We start from the raw sequence: 18331 nt of genomic DNA, 5'->3' as shown, positions 1-18331 counted from the left end.
TACCGTATCCCCTGATACCCATAGAGGGAGGGTGAGAACCCTCGCCGGGTTCGACAAGGGGGCAGGACAGCCCCCTTGGACAGCCGCAGGCTGCCCGCAGGGCGAGCGCCAGGGACGGCGCGAGTCAATCCCGACCCAGCACCAAATTGTAAAAACCGACCTCAGGGTCGGTTTTTTGCATCTGGTGACATGGCAACATCCGATGCCGATGGAGAGAAGGTGAGAAGCCTCGTCGGGTTCGAGCAGAGCAGCTTGCTGCGATGAACGGCCGCAGGTCGCCCCGAAGGGGTGAGCCACGCAGGGGGGAATAATCCCTCCCTCACCGCCAGATAAAGTAAAAGGCCCCGTCTTGCGACGGGGCCTTTTACTTTATCTGGCGATGGGCGGCTCGGTTCGACCCCTGTTGACAGGCGGGCAGGATAGCCCGACTGGACGGCCAGGGGCGAGCGCCAGGGATGACGCGAGTCAATCCCGACCCAGCGTACAGCTTGAAGAACTGACCTCAGGATCGGTTTTTGCTTCAAGGTGTCTGCCAACCCCCTGGCAGGAGAAACCCGTCATCGGCGGAGCCAGAAAAAACGGTTTGCCGCGATACCTGGCCGAGTGCCGCCCAGTCAATCCCATCCCTTCCGCCTCTCTGATCTCTGCCGACAGGGGAGATGCCCCGAGGGCAGCCAGCCCTCTCTCGTTGACAGCTTATTACGCCAAGAAAAGAGAGTGTTGCGATATAAATAACCAACTTCCTCTCACAGATAGCACAGTGTATTGTGATATCACCTGGATAACTGCCTCGTCCTGCCATGCCGGCACCGTCAACCTGCTCTACAGATCAAGCGGCACAGGCCGATGCCACTGGACACTACCGGGTCTGCGCAACCTCTCGGATATTGCTCACCGATTGGATATCGTTTTGAAAAACTGATAGTTAAATGGCTACACTAGCCTCACACATCGCATAGGGATATGGACAAATGAGTCTTATTGGCTTGCTGCTGGCCCTGGCAGCCATTCTGGGTGGCAACATGATAGAAGGGGGGCACCCCAGCGCCCTGCTCGATCTGCCCGCCTTTCTCATCGTGATCGGCGGTACCGTCGGTGCCGCACTGACCCAGTTTCCCTTCTCCGTGGTTGGTAAAACCCTCAAACGCTTCAAGTGGCTCATTACTCCCCTGCGCCTCGACATGCTGGAGCAGGCCCAACTGCTTGAAACCCTGGCGGGCAATGCACGGCGCAGCGGCATGCTGGCACTGGAGGGCATGATCGACGACATCAAGGATCCCTTCCTGCAAAAAGGGGTACAGATGATGGTCGATGGCTACGAGAAGACCAAAATCCACGAGGTACTGGAAAACGAGATCGAGTTCGAGCAGGAAGATATCGAACAGACCGTCAAATTCTACGAGGCCATGGGGGGCTACTGCCCGACCATGGGGATCGTCGGGGCCGTATTTGGCCTCATTCACGCCATGGGCCTGCTGGATGCCCCCGACAAGCTGGGGGGCGCCATCGCGGTGGCCTTTATCGCCACCATCTACGGGGTGTCGGCCGCCAACCTCATCTTCCTGCCCTTCGGCAACCGCTACAAGTCGTTTGCCCACCAGATCCGCCACTACAAGGAGATGACCCTCACCGGCATCCTCTGCATCGTGGACGGCGAGTCACAGCAACGGCTGCAAGTGACCCTTGAGCCTTACCTCGGAGGCCACGGTGGCGAAAAAGAAAAAGGCTGAGGCGCCGGAGAACCACGAACGCTGGCTGGTCTCCTACGCCGACTTCATGACACTGCTGTTCGCCCTGTTCGTGGTGCTCTACTCCTTCGCCATGGCCAAGCAGTCGGAGACTCGCGTGCTCATTCAGGGCTTTATCGAATCTCTTGGCAAGATAGGGCTGGTCTCCCTTCCCGCCGGCTCCCCCGTGATGCAGGGGGGCACAGGCATACTGGAACCCGAGTCCAAGACCACCCCCAATACCTCCCAGAAAGAGCAGGTGCTGGATACCCAGACGCCCGCAGCGGCGGCCGACCCTTTCAACGAGACCATCGGCTCCTCGGAGAAACCTGCGGCCACGGAGTCCTGGCCCCACAAGACCAAGGAGCAGGATTGGGTCACGGTCACCAAGCAGAAGCTGGATCAGCAGCTCAAGAGCCAAATCGAGTCCAAGGAGATCGAGGTGGAGCAACTTGGCAGCCAGCTGGTGATCCGCATCGGCGAAAAGACCTTGTTCCCCGCCGACTCCGCCTTCTTGCAGCCCCAGTTCATTCCCCTGGTCAACAAGGTCTCGGACGTGCTGGCGGACATCCCCGGCATGGTGGTGGTCACCGGTCACACCGACAACTCCCAGGCGCCGGTGGAGCTCTATCGCAACAACTGGGAGCTGTCGGTGCTGCGGGCGGCCACCATCACCCACACCCTGCTGACCAACCCCAAGCTGGATTCACGACGGCTGATCGCCCAGGGGGTGGCTGATACCCAACCCCGTTATCCGAACGATACCCCGGCTCACCGCCAGGCCAACCGCCGGGTGGAGATCGTGCTCTCCCAGGGCAAGGCGGCAGAGCAGAGCCTCCCCGTTCTCCAACCCTGAAACAGACCCCGCCATGCGGGGTCTTTTGTTTCCTGCCATCCACCAGATTTTCAAACTATCCGGTTTTTTTCTGCTACATAAAAACGATTGAAAACAATTCTCAAACGAGAAAGTTGACCCCGCTAGCAAAACACAATTTTCATCCCGTTGATTAATAATTAATCCTTTGAAATGACATGTAAATCAGTACGAAAGTGGCATACTACGTAACATCATTGTTAAGTCACATGATTAATTTGGTTAGGGAAAAACCTATATGTTTGCTGATATTGCCGTCCAGCACTGGGCTTTTGCTGTCTATGTCATTGGCGCCATCTGTATCTGCTTGACCATGATAGGCCTGGCGGCCTTGCTGGGGGGACGCGCCTATGGCCGTGCCAAGAACAAACCCTTCGAATCCGGGGTGGATTCCGTCGGCAACGCCCGCCTGCGCTTCTCCGCCAAGTTCTACCTGGTCGCCATGTTCTTCGTCATCTTCGATGTCGAAGCCCTCTATCTCTTTGCCTGGTCCGTCTCCGTTCGGGAGAGCGGCTGGGTCGGCTTCATCGAAGCCACCATCTTCATCACCCTGCTGCTGGTAGGCCTCCTCTACCTGTGGCGCATTGGTGCCCTCGACTGGGCCCCGAAAAAGCGTGTCCTGACTGACAAGAAACCAGACTGAACTACCGATTATCTCTTTGAGGTTGCACCATGAAGTACACCCTGACCCGGATTGACCCGGATGCGCCCGTTGAGCGCTACCCCCAGGAACAGCGCCAGACCGCCGATGATCCACTGGCGCAGCAAGCGACCCGCGGCATCATGATCGGGCGCCTCGAAGAGGTGCTGCAAGACACCGTCAACTGGGGCCGCAAGAACTCCCTCTGGCCCTACAACTTCGGCATCTCCTGCTGCTACGTGGAGATGTGTACCGCCTTCACCTCTCCCCACGACGTGGCTCGCTTCGGTGCTGAGGTCATACGAGCCTCCCCCCGTCAGGCCGACTTCATGGTGATTGCCGGCACCCCCTTCATCAAGATGGCCCCTGTCATCCAGCGGCTCTATGAGCAGTTGCTCGAGCCCAAGTGGGTCATCTCCATGGGGGCCTGCGCCAACTCCGGCGGCATGTATGACATCTACTCCGTGGTACAGGGGGTGGACAAGTTCCTGCCGGTCGATGTCTACATTCCGGGCTGCCCGCCCCGCCCCGAGGCCTTCCTGCAAGCCCTGATGCTGCTGCAGGAGTCCATCGGCAAGGAACGCCGCCCCCTCTCCTGGGTGGTGGGGGATCAGGGGATCTACCGTCCCCAGATGCAATCCGAGAAGGAACGCAAGCGCGGCGAGCGGATCAACGTGACCAACCTGCGCACGCCGGATGAGATCTGATCATGAAACTGACTCGAGAATTCCCAAGCAATTACACCATGGCACAGTGGCAAACCGCCGATCACGCCGATGCCCAGGTGGTCGGCGAGCTGTTCGCCCACTTCGGTGCCGAGCGCTTCACCGTGCAGAGCACCCGTACCGGCGTGCCGGTCATCTGGCTCTCCCGGGATCTGCTGCTGGACGTGATGGGCTTCTTGCAAAAGCTGCCCTCCCCCTTCGTGATGCTGTTCGATCTCAGCGCCACCGACGAACGGATGCGCAGCCATCGCCACGGCCTGCCGGAGAGCGACTTTACCGTCTTCTATCACCTCATCTCCATCGACCGTAACGCCGACGTGATGCTGAAAGTGGCGCTCAAGGAGAGCGATCTCCATCTGCCCACCGTCAGCCGCCACTTCCCCAACGCCAACTGGTACGAGCGGGAAGTGTGGGATCTGATGGGGATCACCTTCGATGGCCACCCCCATCTGACCCGCATCATGATGCCCAAGAGCTGGCAAGGGCACCCCCTGCGCAAGGACTACCCGGCGCGCGCCACCGAGTTTGATCCCTTCATGCTCGATGCGGTCAAGCAGGATCAGGAGCAGGACAACCTGCTGTTCAAGCCGGAAGAGTGGGGCATGGCCCGCGGCAACGAGAACGAGGACTACATGTTCCTGAACCTCGGGCCGAACCACCCCTCCGCCCACGGCGCCTTCCGCCTGGTGCTGCAACTCGACGGGGAAGAGATCCGCGACTGCGTGCCCGACATCGGCTATCACCACCGCGGCGCAGAGAAGATGGGCGAGCGCCAGTCCTGGCACAGCTACATCCCCTACACCGACCGGGTCGAATACCTGGGCGGCGTGATGAACAACCTGCCCTATGTGCTGGCGGTCGAGAAGCTGGCCGGCATCAAGGTGCCGGCGCGGGTCGACATGATCCGGGTGATGATGGCGGAGCTGTTCCGCATCCAGAGCCACCTGCTGTTTCTTGGCACCTACATTCAGGACGTGGGGGCCATGACCCCGGTCTTCTTCACCTTCACGGACCGCCAGAAGATCTACACCATCATCGAGGCCATCACCGGAGCCCGCATGCACCCGGCCTGGTTCCGTATCGGCGGCGTGGCCCACGATCTGCCTGCCGGCTGGACCCGCCTCATCCAGGACAACCTGTTGAGCTGGCTGCCCAAGCGGTTGATGGAGTATGAAAAGGCGGCCATGCGCAACAGCATACTGCGGGGCCGCACCATCGGCGTCGCCGCCTACAACACGGCCCAGGCCCTGGCCTGGGGCACCACGGGGGGCGGTCTGCGGGCCACAGGGCTCAACTTTGACGTGCGCAAATGGCGCCCCTATTCCGGTTACGATCAGTTCGAGTTCGAGGTGCCGGTGGGCAGCAACGGGGACGCCTACGACCGCGCCACCGTGCGCATCGAGGAGATCCGCCAGAGCCTGTCCATTATCGAGCAGTGCATGAAAAACATGCCTGAGGGCCCCTTCAAGGCGGATCACCCGCTCACCACGCCACCGCCCAAAGAGCGCACCCTGCAGGACATCGAAACCCTGATCACCCACTTCCTGCAAGTCTCCTGGGGGCCTGTCATGCCGGCCGCCGAGTCCTTCCAGATGATAGAGGCGACCAAGGGGGTCAACAGCTATTACCTGACCAGCGACGGATCCACCATGAGCTACCGGACCCGGATCCGCACCCCTAGCTTTGCTCACCTGCAGCAGATCCCCTCGGTGATCCGCGGCCAGATGGTGTCGGATCTTATCGTCTACCTGGGCAGTATCGATTTCGTTATGTCAGATGTGGATCGTTGAGTCCTCTCGCCCCGGCAGCCGGGGCGAAGGGCAAGACGCGCAGTAAAGGGACAAGCCACAAAAGGTCAAGTCATGAGCCAATGTCAGTGTCACAATAACCAGACCCCACAAGGGCAAGGGGCATGCAGCAGCCAGCAGGGAGATTTCGTCCTGAGCCAGGCTGAGCGCGATGCCATCGAACACGAGAAACACCACTACGAAGATCCCCGTGCAGCCAGCATCGAAGCGCTCAAGATAGTGCAACAGGCCCGTGGCTGGGTGCCTGACGGCGCCATTCACGCCATCGGCGCCGAGCTCGGCATCCCCGCCAGCGACGTGGAAGGGGTCGCCACCTTCTACAGCCAGATCTTCCGCCAGCCGGTGGGTCGTCACATCATCCGCGTCTGCGACAGCATGGTCTGCTACATCAACGGCCACGAGCAGTTGCTTGCCGGTCTGAAAGAGGTCGTCAATCTGGCCCCCGGTCAAACCTCCCCGGATGGCCGCTTCACCCTGTTGCCCGTCTGCTGCCTCGGCAACTGCGACAAGGGGCCGGCCATCATGATCGATGACGATACCTATGGCGGACTCGATGCCGTCAGCCTGCTGAAAACCCTGGAGGCTTACCCATGAGCATTCAGCCAGGCAAGACGCTTGCCTCCCTCGGTACCGCCAATCGCATCCCCCGCACCGCCGAGACTCACCCTCTCACCTGGCGCCTGCGGGACGACGGCCAGCCGGTCTGGCTCGAGGAGTATCAGGCAAAACAGGGCTATGAGGCCGCCCGCAAGGCGCTGGGCCAGATGAGCCCGGATGACATCGTCAGCACCGTCAAGGATGCCGGCCTCAAGGGACGCGGCGGCGCCGGTTTCTCCACTGGCGTGAAGTGGGGCCTGATGCCCAAAGACGAGAGCATGAACATCCGTTACCTGCTCTGCAACGCCGACGAGATGGAACCCAATACCTACAAAGACCGCATGCTGATGGAGCAGCTGCCCCACCTGCTGATCGAGGGGATGATCATCAGTGCCCGGGCTCTCAAGGCCTATCGCGGCTACATCTTCCTGCGCGGCGAGTACGTGGATGCCGCCATCCACCTGCGCCGCGCCGTGGAAGAGGCCAAGGCCGCGGGGTTCCTTGGCAAGAACATCCTGGGCTCGGGCTTTGACTTCGAGCTGTTCGTCCACACCGGCGCAGGTCGCTACATCTGCGGCGAAGAGACGGCCCTCATCAACTCCCTGGAAGGACGGCGCGCCAACCCGCGGGCCAAACCCCCCTTCCCCGCCGTCTCCGGCGTCTGGGGCAAGCCGACCTGCGTCAACAACGTCGAAACCCTGTGCAACGTCCCCGCCATCATCGGCAACGGTGTGGCCTGGTATCAGGGGCTGGCACTGCCGGGTTCGGAAGATCACGGCACCAAGCTGATGGGCTTTTCCGGCAAGGTCAACAATCCCGGCCTGTGGGAGCTGCCCTTTGGCATCACCGCCCGCGAGCTGTTCGAAAACTACGCCGGCGGCATGAAGCCCGGTTATCGCCTGAAAACCTGGCAACCGGGCGGCGCCGGCACCGGCTTCCTGCTGCCCGAACACCTGGATGCCCAGATGTACGCTGGCGGCATCGGCAAGGTGGGCACCCGCATGGGTACGGGCCTTGCCATGGCGGTGGATGACAGCATCAACATGGTCTCCCTGCTGCGCAACATGGAGGAGTTCTTTGCCCGCGAATCCTGCGGCTGGTGCACCCCCTGCCGCGACGGCCTGCCCTGGAGCGTCAAGATCCTGCGGGCGCTGGAGCGGGGCGAGGGCCAACCCGAGGATCTCGCGACCCTGGAACAGCTCGTCAGTTTCCTGGGCCCGGGCAAGACCTTCTGTGCCCATGCCCCCGGCGCCGTCGAGCCCCTTGGCAGTGCGATGAAGTATTTCCGGTCCGAGTTCGAGGCCGGGGTCAAGGCCCCCCATGACAATCACAAGCTGTTCAAGGGTATCCAGCCCAACCTGCTGGGCGAGCGCTGGTAAGCGCCAGGACGCATCGGGCAATAGCCGATTTCATAAAACAGGTTTCAGGGAAGTTGTATGGCAACCATTCATGTAGACGGTAAAGAGTACGAGGTAGACGGGGCAGACAACCTGCTGCAAGCCTGTCTGTCGCTGGGTCTGGACGTCCCCTATTTTTGCTGGCACCCGGCGCTCGGTAGCGTCGGTGCCTGCCGCCAGTGCGCGGTCAAACAGTATCAGAATGCCGACGACAAGCGCGGCCGCCTGGTCATGTCCTGCATGACCCCCTCCACCGATGGCACCTATATCTCCATCGAGGATGAAGAGGCGAAGGAGTTTCGCAAGACGGTGGTGGAGTGGCAGATGACCAACCATCCCCACGACTGCCCGGTGTGCGAAGAGGGGGGCGCCTGCCACCTGCAGGACATGACGGTGATGACCGGCCACAACAGCCGCCGCTACCGTTTCACCAAGCGCACCCACCAGAATCAGGATCTGGGCCCCTTCATCAACCACGAGATGAACCGCTGCATCGCCTGCTACCGCTGCGTGCGCTATTACAAGGATTACGCCGGTGGCGAGGATCTCGGGGTCTATGGCGCCCACGACAACGTCTACTTCGGCCGGGTCGAGGATGGCACCCTGGAGAGCGAATTCTCCGGCAACCTGGTGGAGGTCTGTCCCACCGGCGTCTTCACCGACAAGACCCACTCCGAGCGTTACAACCGCAAGTGGGACATGCAGTTCGCCCCCAGCATCTGCCAGGGGTGCTCGGTCGGCTGCAACATCAGCCCGGGTGAGCGCTACGGCGAGCTGCGCCGCATCGAGAACCGTTTCCACGGCGCCCTGAACCACTATTTCCTCTGCGATCGCGGCCGCTTCGGCTACGGTCACGTCAATCTGACCGACCGCCCGCGCCAACCCCTGCTGCAGGATGGCAGTGACAAGCTGGCCATCACGGTGGATGGTGCCCTGAACCGGGCCGCGGATGCGCTGCGCACCGCCAGCGGCGTCATCGGCATCGGCTCACCCCGCGCCTCCTTGGAGAGCAACTTCGCCCTGCGCGAACTGGTGGGGGCCGCCAACTTCTACTCCGGGGTCGAGCAGAGCGAATGGAAATGCCTGCAGAAGATGCTGGACATTCTGGAGCACGGCGGCGTGCGTACTCCCAGCCTGCGCGACATGGAAGAGGCCGACGCCGTGCTGGTGCTCGGGGAAGATGTCACCCAGACCGCCGCCCGCATCGCCCTGGCCCTGCGCCAGGCGGTGAAAGGCAAGGGGCGCGACATTGCCCGCAAGCTGAAGGTGGATCTCTGGCAGGTCGCCGCCGTGCAGACCCTGGCCCAGAACCAGCGCTACCCCTTGCTCATCACCAGTCTGGATGCCACCCGCCTGGATGACGTGGCGAGCAGCACCCTGCACGCCCCCCACGCGGATCAGGCGCGCCTCGGGTTTGCCATCGCCCACCTGCTGGATGCCAGTGCACCGGCGCCAACGGATCTCTCCCCCGAACAGCAGGCCCTCGCCGCCCAATGGGCCGATCTGCTTGGCAACGCCAAAAAGCCCCTCATCATCGCAGGCAATGGTGCCCGCAACGAGGCGCTGATCGAAGCGGCCAGCAACATCGCCCGCGCTCTCAAGGGCCGTGGCCAGGCCGCGGAGCTTGCCCTGGTGGCTCAGGAAGCCAACAGCCTGGGACTGGCCATGCTGGCCCGGCATGCCGCCCCGCTGGAGTCAGCCCTCGAGCGCATGGAAGGGGAAGAGAGACTTGCCTTGGTCGTTCTTGAGAACGACCTCTACCGCCGAGCCCCCCGCAGCCGGGTGGACGCCGCTCTGGATCGCCTGCAACACCTGCTGGTCATCGACCATCAGGAGACGGCCACCGCGAAGAAGGCGGATCTGGTGCTGCCTGCCGCCAGTTTTGCCGAAGGCGATGGCACCCTGGTGAACATGGAAGGCCGCGCCCAGCGCTTCTTCCAGGTCTATGCTCCCGCCTTCTACAACGCCGATATCCAGGTGCGCGAGAGCTGGCGCTGGCTGGATGCCCTGCAAGGGAGCCAGCAACCGCGTTCGGTTCGCTGGAACACCTTCGACGATGTGAGTCGCGATTGCGCCGCCAGCGCCCCGCTGCTCACCACCATGGGGGAAGCTGCACCCAACGCCGGCCTGCGCATTCGCGGCATGAAGCTCGCCCGGGAGCCGCACCGCTACAGTGGTCGCACCTCCATGCTGGCGAACCAGAACGTGAGCGAGCCCAGAGTCGCCCAGGATCCCGATTCGCCGTTCGCCTTCTCCATGGAAGGCTACGCCGGTGCCCGCCAGCCCCTCTCCCAGGTACCGTTTGCCTGGGCGCCGGGCTGGAACTCCCCCTCCGCCTGGAACAAGTTCCAGGACGAGGTGGGTGGCAACCTGCGTGCCGGGGATCCCGGTCGCCGCCTGCTGGAGCCGGGCGAAGGCAACCTGGGCTGGTTTGGTGCCATCCCGGCCCCCTTCCAGCCCGCCGCATCCCTGCAGGTGGTGAGCTATGACCAGCTGTTCGGTGGCGAGGAGCTCTCCGCCAGAAGCCCGGTCATCCAGGCTCGCATGGGGGAACCCACCCTGGTACTGAACCCGGCGGATGCCGCGCGCCTGGCACTGTCCCCTGACGCACTGGTGGCCTTCTCCTGGGGTGGCAACCACTGGCGCCTGCGTCTGCGCCTGAGCGATGCGCTGGCTCCGGGCCTGGCAGGGTTGCCACTCGGGGTGAACGGCCTGCCAACCGCCCTGCACCACGCCCTGATCGATAACCTGCAGGAGGTCATCGCATGAGCGACTCTCTGATGGATCTGCTGATCGAGGTCGGCAAGGCCCTGGTCGTACTCGTGGGGATCGTGGGGGCTGGCGCCTTCATGAGCTTCATCGAGCGCCGCCTGCTGGCACTGTGGCAGGACCGTTACGGCCCCAACCGGGTTGGCCCCTTCGGCCTGCTGCAACTGGCCGCCGACATGGTCAAGATGTTCTTCAAGGAGGACTGGATCCCGCCCTTTGCGGATCGCCGGATCTTCGTGCTGGCCCCCATCATCGCCTTCACCGCCTTCATCCTGGCGTTTGCGGTGGTGCCCATCACCCCCACCTGGGGCGTGGCGGATCTCAACGTGGGGCTGCTCTATATCCTGGCGATCGCCGGGCTGGCGGTCTATGCCGTGCTCTTCGCAGGCTGGTCGAGCAACAACAAGTACTCCCTGCTCGGCAGCCTGCGCGCCTCGGCCCAGACCCTCTCCTACGAGGTGTTCCTTGGCCTCTCGCTCATGGGCATCGTCATCCAGACCGGCAGCTTCAACCTGCGTGACATCGTCGAGGCCCAGGCCGGCATGTGGAACGTGATCCCCCAGATCCTGGGCTTCGTCACCTTCCTGTTTGCCGGGGTCGCCGTCACCCACCGCCACCCGTTTGACCAGCCGGAGGCCGAGCAGGAGCTCGCCGACGGCTATCACATCGAGTACGCGGGCATGAAGTGGGGTCTCTTCTTCGTGGGGGAGTACATCGGCATCGTGCTGATCTCTTCCCTCATCGTGACCCTCTTCTTCGGTGGCTGGCACGGCCCCTGGCTGCCGCCCTTCATCTGGTTCGCCCTGAAGACCGCCTGTTTCATGGTGTTCTTCATCCTGCTGCGGGCCTCCCTACCCCGCCCGCGTTTCGACCAGGTGATGTCCTTTGGCTGGAAAGTGTGCCTGCCCCTGACCCTGCTCAACATGTTGGTCACCGCTGCCGTGGTGCTGATGAATGCGTGAGCAAAACGAGATGGACATGACGATGATTCGGCGGTCTGCGGCAAGGAAGCGCCCAGACGCCAGTGCTGATAAATGTGCAGTGAGGCACCTATGAAAATTACGAGCATTATCAAGGGTGTTGGCACCCAGTTGCGCAGTCTTGGGATGGTCTTCTCCCATGCCTGGCGCCCCCGTGAAACCTTGAGCTACCCGGAGCAGCCGGTCTACGCCGCCCCCCGTTTTCGCGGTCGCATCGTACTGACCCGGGATCCCGATGGGGACGAACGCTGCGTGGCGTGCAACCTGTGTGCGGTCGCCTGCCCGGTCGGTTGCATCTCCTTGCAGAAGTCGGAGCGGGAAGATGGTCGCTGGTACCCGGAGTTCTTTCGCATCAACTTCTCCCGCTGCATCTTCTGCGGCCTGTGCGAGGAGGCCTGCCCCACCACCGCCATCCAGCTGACGCCGGATTTCGAGATGGGGGAGTATCGTCGCCAGGATCTGGTGTACGAGAAGGAAGATCTGCTGATAAGCGGCCCCGGCAAATACCCGGACTACAACTTCTACCGCATGAGCGGGATGGCCATCGACGGCAAACCCAAAGGGGATGCCGAGAACGAAGCCAAGCCCATCGATGTCAAGAGCCTGCTGCCCTAGGAGTCAATCATGGAACTGGCATTCTATGCCGCGGCCCTGGTCGCCGTTTACAGCACGCTGCGGGTGATCAGCACCAGCAACCCCATGCATGCGCTGCTCAATCTCATCATCTCCCTCATCGCCGTGGCCATGATCTTCTTTTGCCTGGGCGCCGCCTTTGCGGGGGCCCTGCAGGTGATCGTCTACGCCGGCGCCATCATGGTGCTGTTCGTGTTCGTGGTGATGATGCTGAACCTGGGGAGCGCCCAGGATCAGGAGAAGAAGTGGCTCACTCCCATGACCTGGGGTGGCCCGGCCCTGCTCTCCCTCATTTTGCTGGGCTTTCTGGCCCACGGCATTCTCGGCGTGACCGGCGGTGAACTGGGTCTGACCGAGGTCAGCGCCAAGGAAGTCGGTATCGCCCTGTTCGGCCCCTATGTGCTGGCGGTGGAGCTCGCCTCCATCCTGCTGCTGGCGGGTCTGGTCACCGCCTATCACCTGGGCCGCGAGGACAAGAGCGGGGAAGTGCTCTCCGTGCCTCGCACCACACAGGAAGGAGGTCAGCAATGAGCGACATCCCCGTGGTGATGCATGGCTCGCTGCCGGCAGCCCACCCCCTTTCCATCCAGCAAGCACAAGGAGCATGGCGATGAGTGGAATTCCCATGGAGCACGGCCTCCTGCTGGCGGCCATTTTGTTTGCCATCGGCCTGTGCGGCTTGCTGATACGCCGCAACCTGCTGTTTATCCTCATGAGTATCGAAATCATGATGAACGCGTCCGCCCTGGCGTTCGTGGTGGCGGGTAGCCGCTGGGCCCAGGCCGACGGCCAGATCATGTACATACTGGTGATTTCTCTGGCGGCAGCGGAGGCCAGTATCGGCCTCGCCCTGTTACTGCTGCTCTATCGTCGTTACCACACCCTGAACGTGGACACTGTGAGCGAGATGCGCGGATGAGCCTCCTATACCTGACTTTTCTGTTCCCCCTGTTGGGATGGCTGCTGCTGGCCTTCTCCCTCGGCCGCCTCGGTGAGCGCACCTCGGCGCTCATCGGTGTCGGCAGCATCGGTCTCTCGGCCCTCACTACCCTGTGGGTCGGCATCGATTTTCTCAATACCATGCCGGAAGGCGGCGTCTATACCCAGACCCTGTGGCAGTGGATGACGGTGGGCGAGTTCCAGCCCGCCTTCCGTCTCTCCCTGGATGGGCTGTCGCTGACCATGCTGGGGGTCGTAACCGGGGTGGGCTTCTTCATCCACCTGTTCGCCTCCTGGTACATGCGCGGGGAAGAGGGGTATTCGCGCTTCTTCACCTACACCAACCTCTTCATCGCCAGCATGCTGTTCCTGGTGCTGGCCGATGACCTGCTGTTCGTCTACCTGGGCTGGGAAGGGGTGGGGCTGTGCAGCTACCTGCTGATCGGCTTCTACTACAAGGATCGCAACAACGGCGCCGCCGCCCTCAAGGCGTTCGTGGTGACCCGGGTCGGCGACGTCTTCCTCGCCATCGGGCTCTTCGTGCTCTATCGCGAGCTCGGCACCCTCAACATTCACGAGCTGCTGGTGCGCGCCCCCGCGATGTTCGCAGAAGGCTCCCCTGCCCTGTCGTTCGCCTGCCTGATGCTGCTCGGCGGCGCGGTCGGCAAATCCGCCCAGCTGCCGCTGCAGACCTGGCTGGCGGACGCCATGGCGGGCCCGACCCCGGTCTCGGCGCTGATCCACGCGGCCACCATGGTGACCGCTGGTGTCTATCTCATCGCCCGCACCCACGGCCTCTTCCTGCTGGCACCGGAGATCCTCCATCTGGTGGCGCTGGTTGGTGCCATTACCCTGGTACTGGCGGGCTTCGCCGCCCTGGTACAGACCGACATCAAGCGGATCCTGGCCTACTCTACCATGAGCCAGATTGGCTACATGTTCCTGGCCCTGGGGGTCGGTGCCTGGGAAGGGGCCATCTTCCACCTGATGACCCACGCCTTCTTCAAGGCGCTGCTGTTCCTCTCCGCCGGGGCCGTGATCAATGCGACCCACCACGAGCAGAACATCTTCAAGATGGGGGGCCTGCGCAAATCGCTGCCGCTGGTCTACGCCTGCTTCCTGGTGGGGGGCTCGGCGCTCGCCGCGCTGCCGCTGGTGACCGCCGGTTTCTACAGTAAGGACGCCATCCTGTGGCAGGTGCAGGCCAGTGGCCAGAGCGCCCTGCTGTGGGCCGGTCTGGGTGGTGCCTTCCTGACCTCCCTCTACACCTTCCGCCTCATCTTCATCGCCTTCCACGGCAAGGAGCAGACCCAGACTCACGCCGGACAGGGCCTTGCCCACCATCTGCCACTGCTGGTGCTGCTGGTGCTCTCCACCGGAGTCGGCGCCCTCATCGTGCCGCCGCTGGCAGGAGTGCTGCCGGCCGGCCCGGGGGATCACATCGAAGAGGGACGCCATGGCCTCGAGATCCTCTCAGGCGTCATCGCCGTGGCAGGCATTGCGCTGGCCGCCTTCCTCTTCCTCGGCGAACGTCGCCTGGCGAAGGGGATCGCCGAGAGTGCACCGGGGCGGGCTCTGTCCACCCTCTGGTTCAATGCCTGGGGCTTTGACTGGCTTTATGACCTGATTTGGGTCAAGCCCTACCTGCTGGCGACTCGCCTGCTCGGCAAGGATCCGCTGGACAGGATGATGAACCTGCCCGCCGTACTGGCCCAGGGGGGGCATCAGCTGCTGGCCTGGACCGTCTCCGGCAAGTTGCGCTGGTACGCAGCCTCCATGGGGATGGGCGCCGCCCTGATCCTGGCCCTGCTGCTGCTCGGCTGATCCATGAGCCCAATATTGTGTGGCAGGCTCAGCGCCTGCCCGACTAGAACCTAGATGAGAGCTGATATCGTGACCTTACTCTGGATCTTGCTAATTCCCTTCATCGGCGGCTTGCTCTGCTGGCAGATGGAGCGGCTCGGCGGACAGTTTGTCCGCTGGGTGGCCCTCGCCTCCATGAGCGCCTGTCTGGTGCTCTCCAGCGCCATCTGGCTCGGTGGTGACTTCACCCTCGCCAGCCCCGGCCTCCCCGTCTGGGCAGCCGAGTGGCAACAACCCTGGATCCCCCGCTTCGGCATCTCCCTGCACCTTGCCGTGGACGGGCTGTCTCTCCTGATGGTGATCCTCACCAGCTTCATCGGCGTGCTGGCCATCCTCTGTTCCTGGAAGGAGATCGTCCAGCGCATCGGCTTCTTCCACCTCAACCTGCTGTGGATCCTGGGTGGCGTGCTCGGCGTCTTCATGGCGGTGGATCTGTTCCTCTTCTTCTTCTTCTGGGAGATGATGCTGGTGCCGATGTACTTCCTGATCGCGCTCTGGGGCCACTCGGTCACCGATGGCAAGTCGCGCATCAACGCCGCCACCAAGTTCTTCATCTACACCCAGGCGAGCGGCCTCATCATGCTGGTGGCCATCCTGGGCCTGGTACTGACCCACCACGCCGCCACCGGTGTCTTCACCTTCAACTATCAGGAACTGCTCAACACCCCCATGAGCAGCACGGTACAGTGGCTGCTGATGCTGGGCTTCTTCATCGCCTTCGCGGTCAAGATGCCCCTGGTGCCGCTCCATGGCTGGCTCCCTGATGCCCACAGCCAGGCGCCCACCGCAGGCTCCGTGGATCTCGCGGGCATCTTGCTCAAAACCGCGGCCTACGGCCTGCTGCGCTTCACTCTGCCGCTCTTCCCCGAGGCGTCCGCCGAGTTTGCCCCCTACGCCATGGTGCTCGGCCTCATCGGCATCGTCTATGGCGCCCTGCTGGCCTTTGCCCAGACCGACATCAAGCGGCTGGTTGCCTACACCAGCATCTCCCACATGGGCTTCGTGATGATCGCCATCTACTCGGGCAGCGAGCTCGCCCTGCAAGGGGCAGTGGTACAGATGATTGCCCACGGGCTCTCGGCCGCCGGCCTCTTCATTCTGTGCGGCCAGCTCTACGAGCGTCTGCACACCCGGGATCTGCGCCAGATGGGCGGTCTCTGGGGACGGTTGCGCTACCTGCCCGGCGTGATGCTGTTCTTCTCCGTCGCATCCCTCGGGATGCCGGGGACCGGCAACTTCGTCGGCGAGTTCCTGATCCTCATCGGCAGCTTCCAGGTGGCCCCCGTCATCACCGTCATCGCCACCTTCGGGCTGGTGCTGGCCTCGGTCTACTCCCTCATCATGCTGCAGCGGGCCTGCTTCGGGACGCCCCGGGAGGAGAGCATGCTCAAGGGGCTGGATACCCGGGAACTGACCATGATGCTGACCATCGCCGGCCTCTTGGTGCTGCTCGGTCTCTATCCCCAGCCGGTGCTCGACACCGCCAGCAGCAGCCTGCTGAGCGTGCTGCACTGGTACGCGCTGCCGGGCACGGGGGCGCTGCAATGATGCTTTCTCTTTCGCCTTCCTTGTCCATGTCGGGAGCACTGTCATGACGTTTACTGTTTCTCAACTGCTGGCCCTGCTGCCCCTGTTGCTGACCACGGGGGCCATGGTGGCCCTGATGCTGGCCATCGCCTGGAAGCGCTGTGACGACACCGCCTTCGTGGTCACCATCATCGGCCTCAACCTCGCGCTCTTCTCCCTGCCCATCGTGATGGCCCAAGGGGATCAGGGGGTCACTCCCCTGCTGCAAGTGGACGCTTACGCGGTCTTCTACATGGGGCTGGTGCTCATCGGGGCCCTGGCCACCTGCACCTTCGGTCGCACCTGGCTCAAGGGCTATCCGGACAACCGGGAAGAGTTCTACCTGCTGCTGCTCATCGCCACCGCCGGTGGTCTGGTGCTGGCGGCCTCCCGTCACCTCGCCTCGCTCTTCATCGGGATCGAGATGCTGACCCTGCCCATGTTCGGTCTGGTGGGGTATGCCTATCGCGAGCGGCGCTCGCTGGAAGCCAGCATCAAGTACATGGTGCTCTCCGCCAGTGCCACCGCCTTCCTGCTGTTCGGCATGGCACTGCTCTACGCCCAGGCCGGAAGCCTGAGCTTCAGCGATCTCGGTGTGACCCTGGCCCAGAGCCCGGCTCACCATCCGCTGCTGATGGGGGGCTTTGGCCTGATGCTGGTCGGCTTTGCGTTCAAGCTGTCCCTCGCCCCCTTCCACCTCTGGACCCCGGACGTCTATGAAGGGGCGCCGGCACCGGTGGCCACCTTCCTCGCCACCGTCAGCAAGATAGCCGTGTTCTGCGTGCTGCTGCGCTTCTACCTGGCAGTACCCGCCACCTCGGATCCCATGATCCACTGGCTGCTGGCGGCCATGGCGGTCGTCTCCATCGTGGTCGGCAACCTCCTGGCGCTGATCCAGACCAACATCAAGCGGATGATGGGTTACTCCTCCATCTCCCACTTCGGCTATCTGCTGGGGGTGGTGGTGGCAAGCCGCCTCGGCGAGATGCCGGTGGAAGCGGCGGGTGTCTACCTGCTGATGTACCTGTTCACCAGCCTGGGGGCCTTCGGCGTCATCAGCATGATGTCCAGCCCCTATCGCGGCAAGGATGCGGACTCCCTGCACAGCTATCGCGGTCTGTTCTGGAAGCGCCCCTATCTGACGGCGGTGATGACGGTGATGATGCTCTCCCTCGCGGGTATCCCCATGACACTGGGCTTCATCGGCAAGTTCTACCTCATCGGCGTCACCGTCGATGCCAAGCTGTGGTGGCTCAGTGGCGCCATCGTGCTCGGCAGTGCCCTGGGGCTCTACTACTACCTGCGGGTCATGGTCACCCTCTACCTGCGTGAACCCGGCATGCAACTGCGCGATGCCAGGGCCGACTGGGCCTTCTCCTCCGGGGGCCTGGTGGTGCTGCTCTCCGCCATTCTGGTGGTATTGCTCGGCATCTACCCCCAGCCCGTCATCAGTCTGGTACAGGGCTTCCAGCACGTGGTGCTGCGCTAGCCTCAAGTTCACAGTTCACACAGCGAAACCGGCCTCCGTGGCCGGTTTTTTATGTCCGCCAAGGCCCGGTCCGGCTTGCCCGTCTGGCAGGCGATACCAGATCGGTCCTCTCAATCCATGCCATATCCTTCAGCAAGCAGCTCGCCGAGCAGCGAGCTGAAGATGGCCTTGCCCCCATCGTGCTCGCCTCCTCCTGCCCTCCCCATTCTCAGACCCATGCCCATAAAAAAAGGTTCATCGCGGCTTTCCGGGGAAGGCCGCCTTGATTTTCAGAAAAAAGTATTCTGAGTCCCTAAATCCATATGCCATACGCTTTATCACTTT

At 62.7% G+C, this 18331-nt stretch carries 15 protein-coding genes and 1 other RNA gene; all 16 read left to right on the top strand.

From position 1 onward, the window contains the following. The first annotated feature begins 199 nt into the window (after positions 1-199). The 16 genes from AB5Y64_RS02980 to nuoN all read left to right on the top strand — a co-directional run bounded on the left by AB5Y64_RS02980 (position 200) and on the right by nuoN (position 18007). Positions 200-328: non-coding RNA, RtT sRNA (locus tag AB5Y64_RS02980), on the top strand. Positions 329-971: 643 nt separating this feature from the next. After that, positions 972-1730 carry a flagellar motor protein gene (locus AB5Y64_RS02975; protein WP_029314677.1) on the top strand — a complete coding sequence of 253 codons (759 nt, stop codon included), beginning with the start codon at positions 972-974 and terminating at the stop codon, positions 1728-1730. Continuing rightward, positions 1708-2583, top strand: coding sequence for a flagellar motor protein MotB (locus AB5Y64_RS02970; protein ID WP_113978780.1), 876 nt, complete (start codon positions 1708-1710; stop codon positions 2581-2583). Before AB5Y64_RS02975 ends, AB5Y64_RS02970 begins: the two co-directional genes overlap by 23 nt. A gap of 256 nt (positions 2584-2839) precedes the next feature. Next, positions 2840-3244 (top strand): NADH-quinone oxidoreductase subunit A, encoded by a 405-nt coding sequence (locus tag AB5Y64_RS02965; protein WP_039038710.1) that lies wholly within the window; start codon positions 2840-2842, stop codon positions 3242-3244. A gap of 29 nt (positions 3245-3273) precedes the next feature. Further along, positions 3274-3948, top strand: a complete 675-nt coding sequence (locus AB5Y64_RS02960; protein ID WP_368203242.1) for an NADH-quinone oxidoreductase subunit B family protein — start codon at positions 3274-3276, stop codon at positions 3946-3948. Between the two features lie 38 nt (positions 3949-3986). Beyond that, positions 3987-5756, top strand: a complete 1770-nt coding sequence (nuoC, locus tag AB5Y64_RS02955; RefSeq protein WP_197713285.1) for an NADH-quinone oxidoreductase subunit C/D — start codon at positions 3987-3989, stop codon at positions 5754-5756. A 72-nt stretch (positions 5757-5828) separates the two neighbouring features. Next, positions 5829-6368 (top strand): NADH-quinone oxidoreductase subunit NuoE, encoded by a 540-nt coding sequence (nuoE, locus tag AB5Y64_RS02950; RefSeq protein WP_010675030.1) that lies wholly within the window; start codon positions 5829-5831, stop codon positions 6366-6368. Next, entirely contained in the window at positions 6365-7750 is a 1386-nt protein-coding gene (gene nuoF / locus AB5Y64_RS02945; protein ID WP_103260273.1) for an NADH-quinone oxidoreductase subunit NuoF, read from the top strand. The genes nuoE and nuoF overlap by 4 nt, the downstream gene beginning before the upstream one ends. Before the next feature lie 57 nt (positions 7751-7807). Then, a complete protein-coding gene (gene nuoG, locus AB5Y64_RS02940) occupies positions 7808-10537 on the top strand; it encodes an NADH-quinone oxidoreductase subunit NuoG (RefSeq protein ID WP_368203240.1) in 2730 nt (909 codons plus the stop codon). Next, complete coding sequence (nuoH, locus tag AB5Y64_RS02935; protein WP_010675033.1) at positions 10534-11499, top strand: NADH-quinone oxidoreductase subunit NuoH; 966 nt, start codon at positions 10534-10536, stop codon at positions 11497-11499. Before nuoG ends, nuoH begins: the two co-directional genes overlap by 4 nt. Before the next feature lie 90 nt (positions 11500-11589). Further along, complete coding sequence (gene nuoI, locus AB5Y64_RS02930; protein ID WP_010675034.1) at positions 11590-12132, top strand: NADH-quinone oxidoreductase subunit NuoI; 543 nt, start codon at positions 11590-11592, stop codon at positions 12130-12132. A 9-nt stretch (positions 12133-12141) separates the two neighbouring features. Continuing rightward, positions 12142-12681, top strand: a complete 540-nt coding sequence (gene nuoJ / locus AB5Y64_RS02925; protein WP_010675035.1) for an NADH-quinone oxidoreductase subunit J — start codon at positions 12142-12144, stop codon at positions 12679-12681. Positions 12682-12760: 79 nt separating this feature from the next. Then, entirely contained in the window at positions 12761-13069 is a 309-nt protein-coding gene (gene nuoK, locus AB5Y64_RS02920; protein ID WP_010675036.1) for an NADH-quinone oxidoreductase subunit NuoK, read from the top strand. After that, positions 13066-14913, top strand: coding sequence for an NADH-quinone oxidoreductase subunit L (gene nuoL / locus AB5Y64_RS02915; protein ID WP_161470306.1), 1848 nt, complete (start codon positions 13066-13068; stop codon positions 14911-14913). Before nuoK ends, nuoL begins: the two co-directional genes overlap by 4 nt. Positions 14914-14982: 69 nt before the next feature. Next, positions 14983-16500, top strand: coding sequence for an NADH-quinone oxidoreductase subunit M (nuoM, locus tag AB5Y64_RS02910; protein WP_103244619.1), 1518 nt, complete (start codon positions 14983-14985; stop codon positions 16498-16500). Positions 16501-16543: 43 nt separating this feature from the next. Continuing rightward, positions 16544-18007, top strand: a complete 1464-nt coding sequence (gene nuoN, locus AB5Y64_RS02905) for an NADH-quinone oxidoreductase subunit NuoN (protein WP_103242999.1) — start codon at positions 16544-16546, stop codon at positions 18005-18007. Positions 18008-18331: the final 324 nt, after the last annotated feature.

Source organism: Aeromonas sp. R5-1, assembly GCF_040908265.1.
Lineage (GTDB): Bacteria > Pseudomonadota > Gammaproteobacteria > Enterobacterales > Aeromonadaceae > Aeromonas > Aeromonas caviae.
The sequence above is the reverse complement of the archived record's forward strand: the minus strand, read 5'-3'. Positions and strand labels throughout refer to the sequence as shown.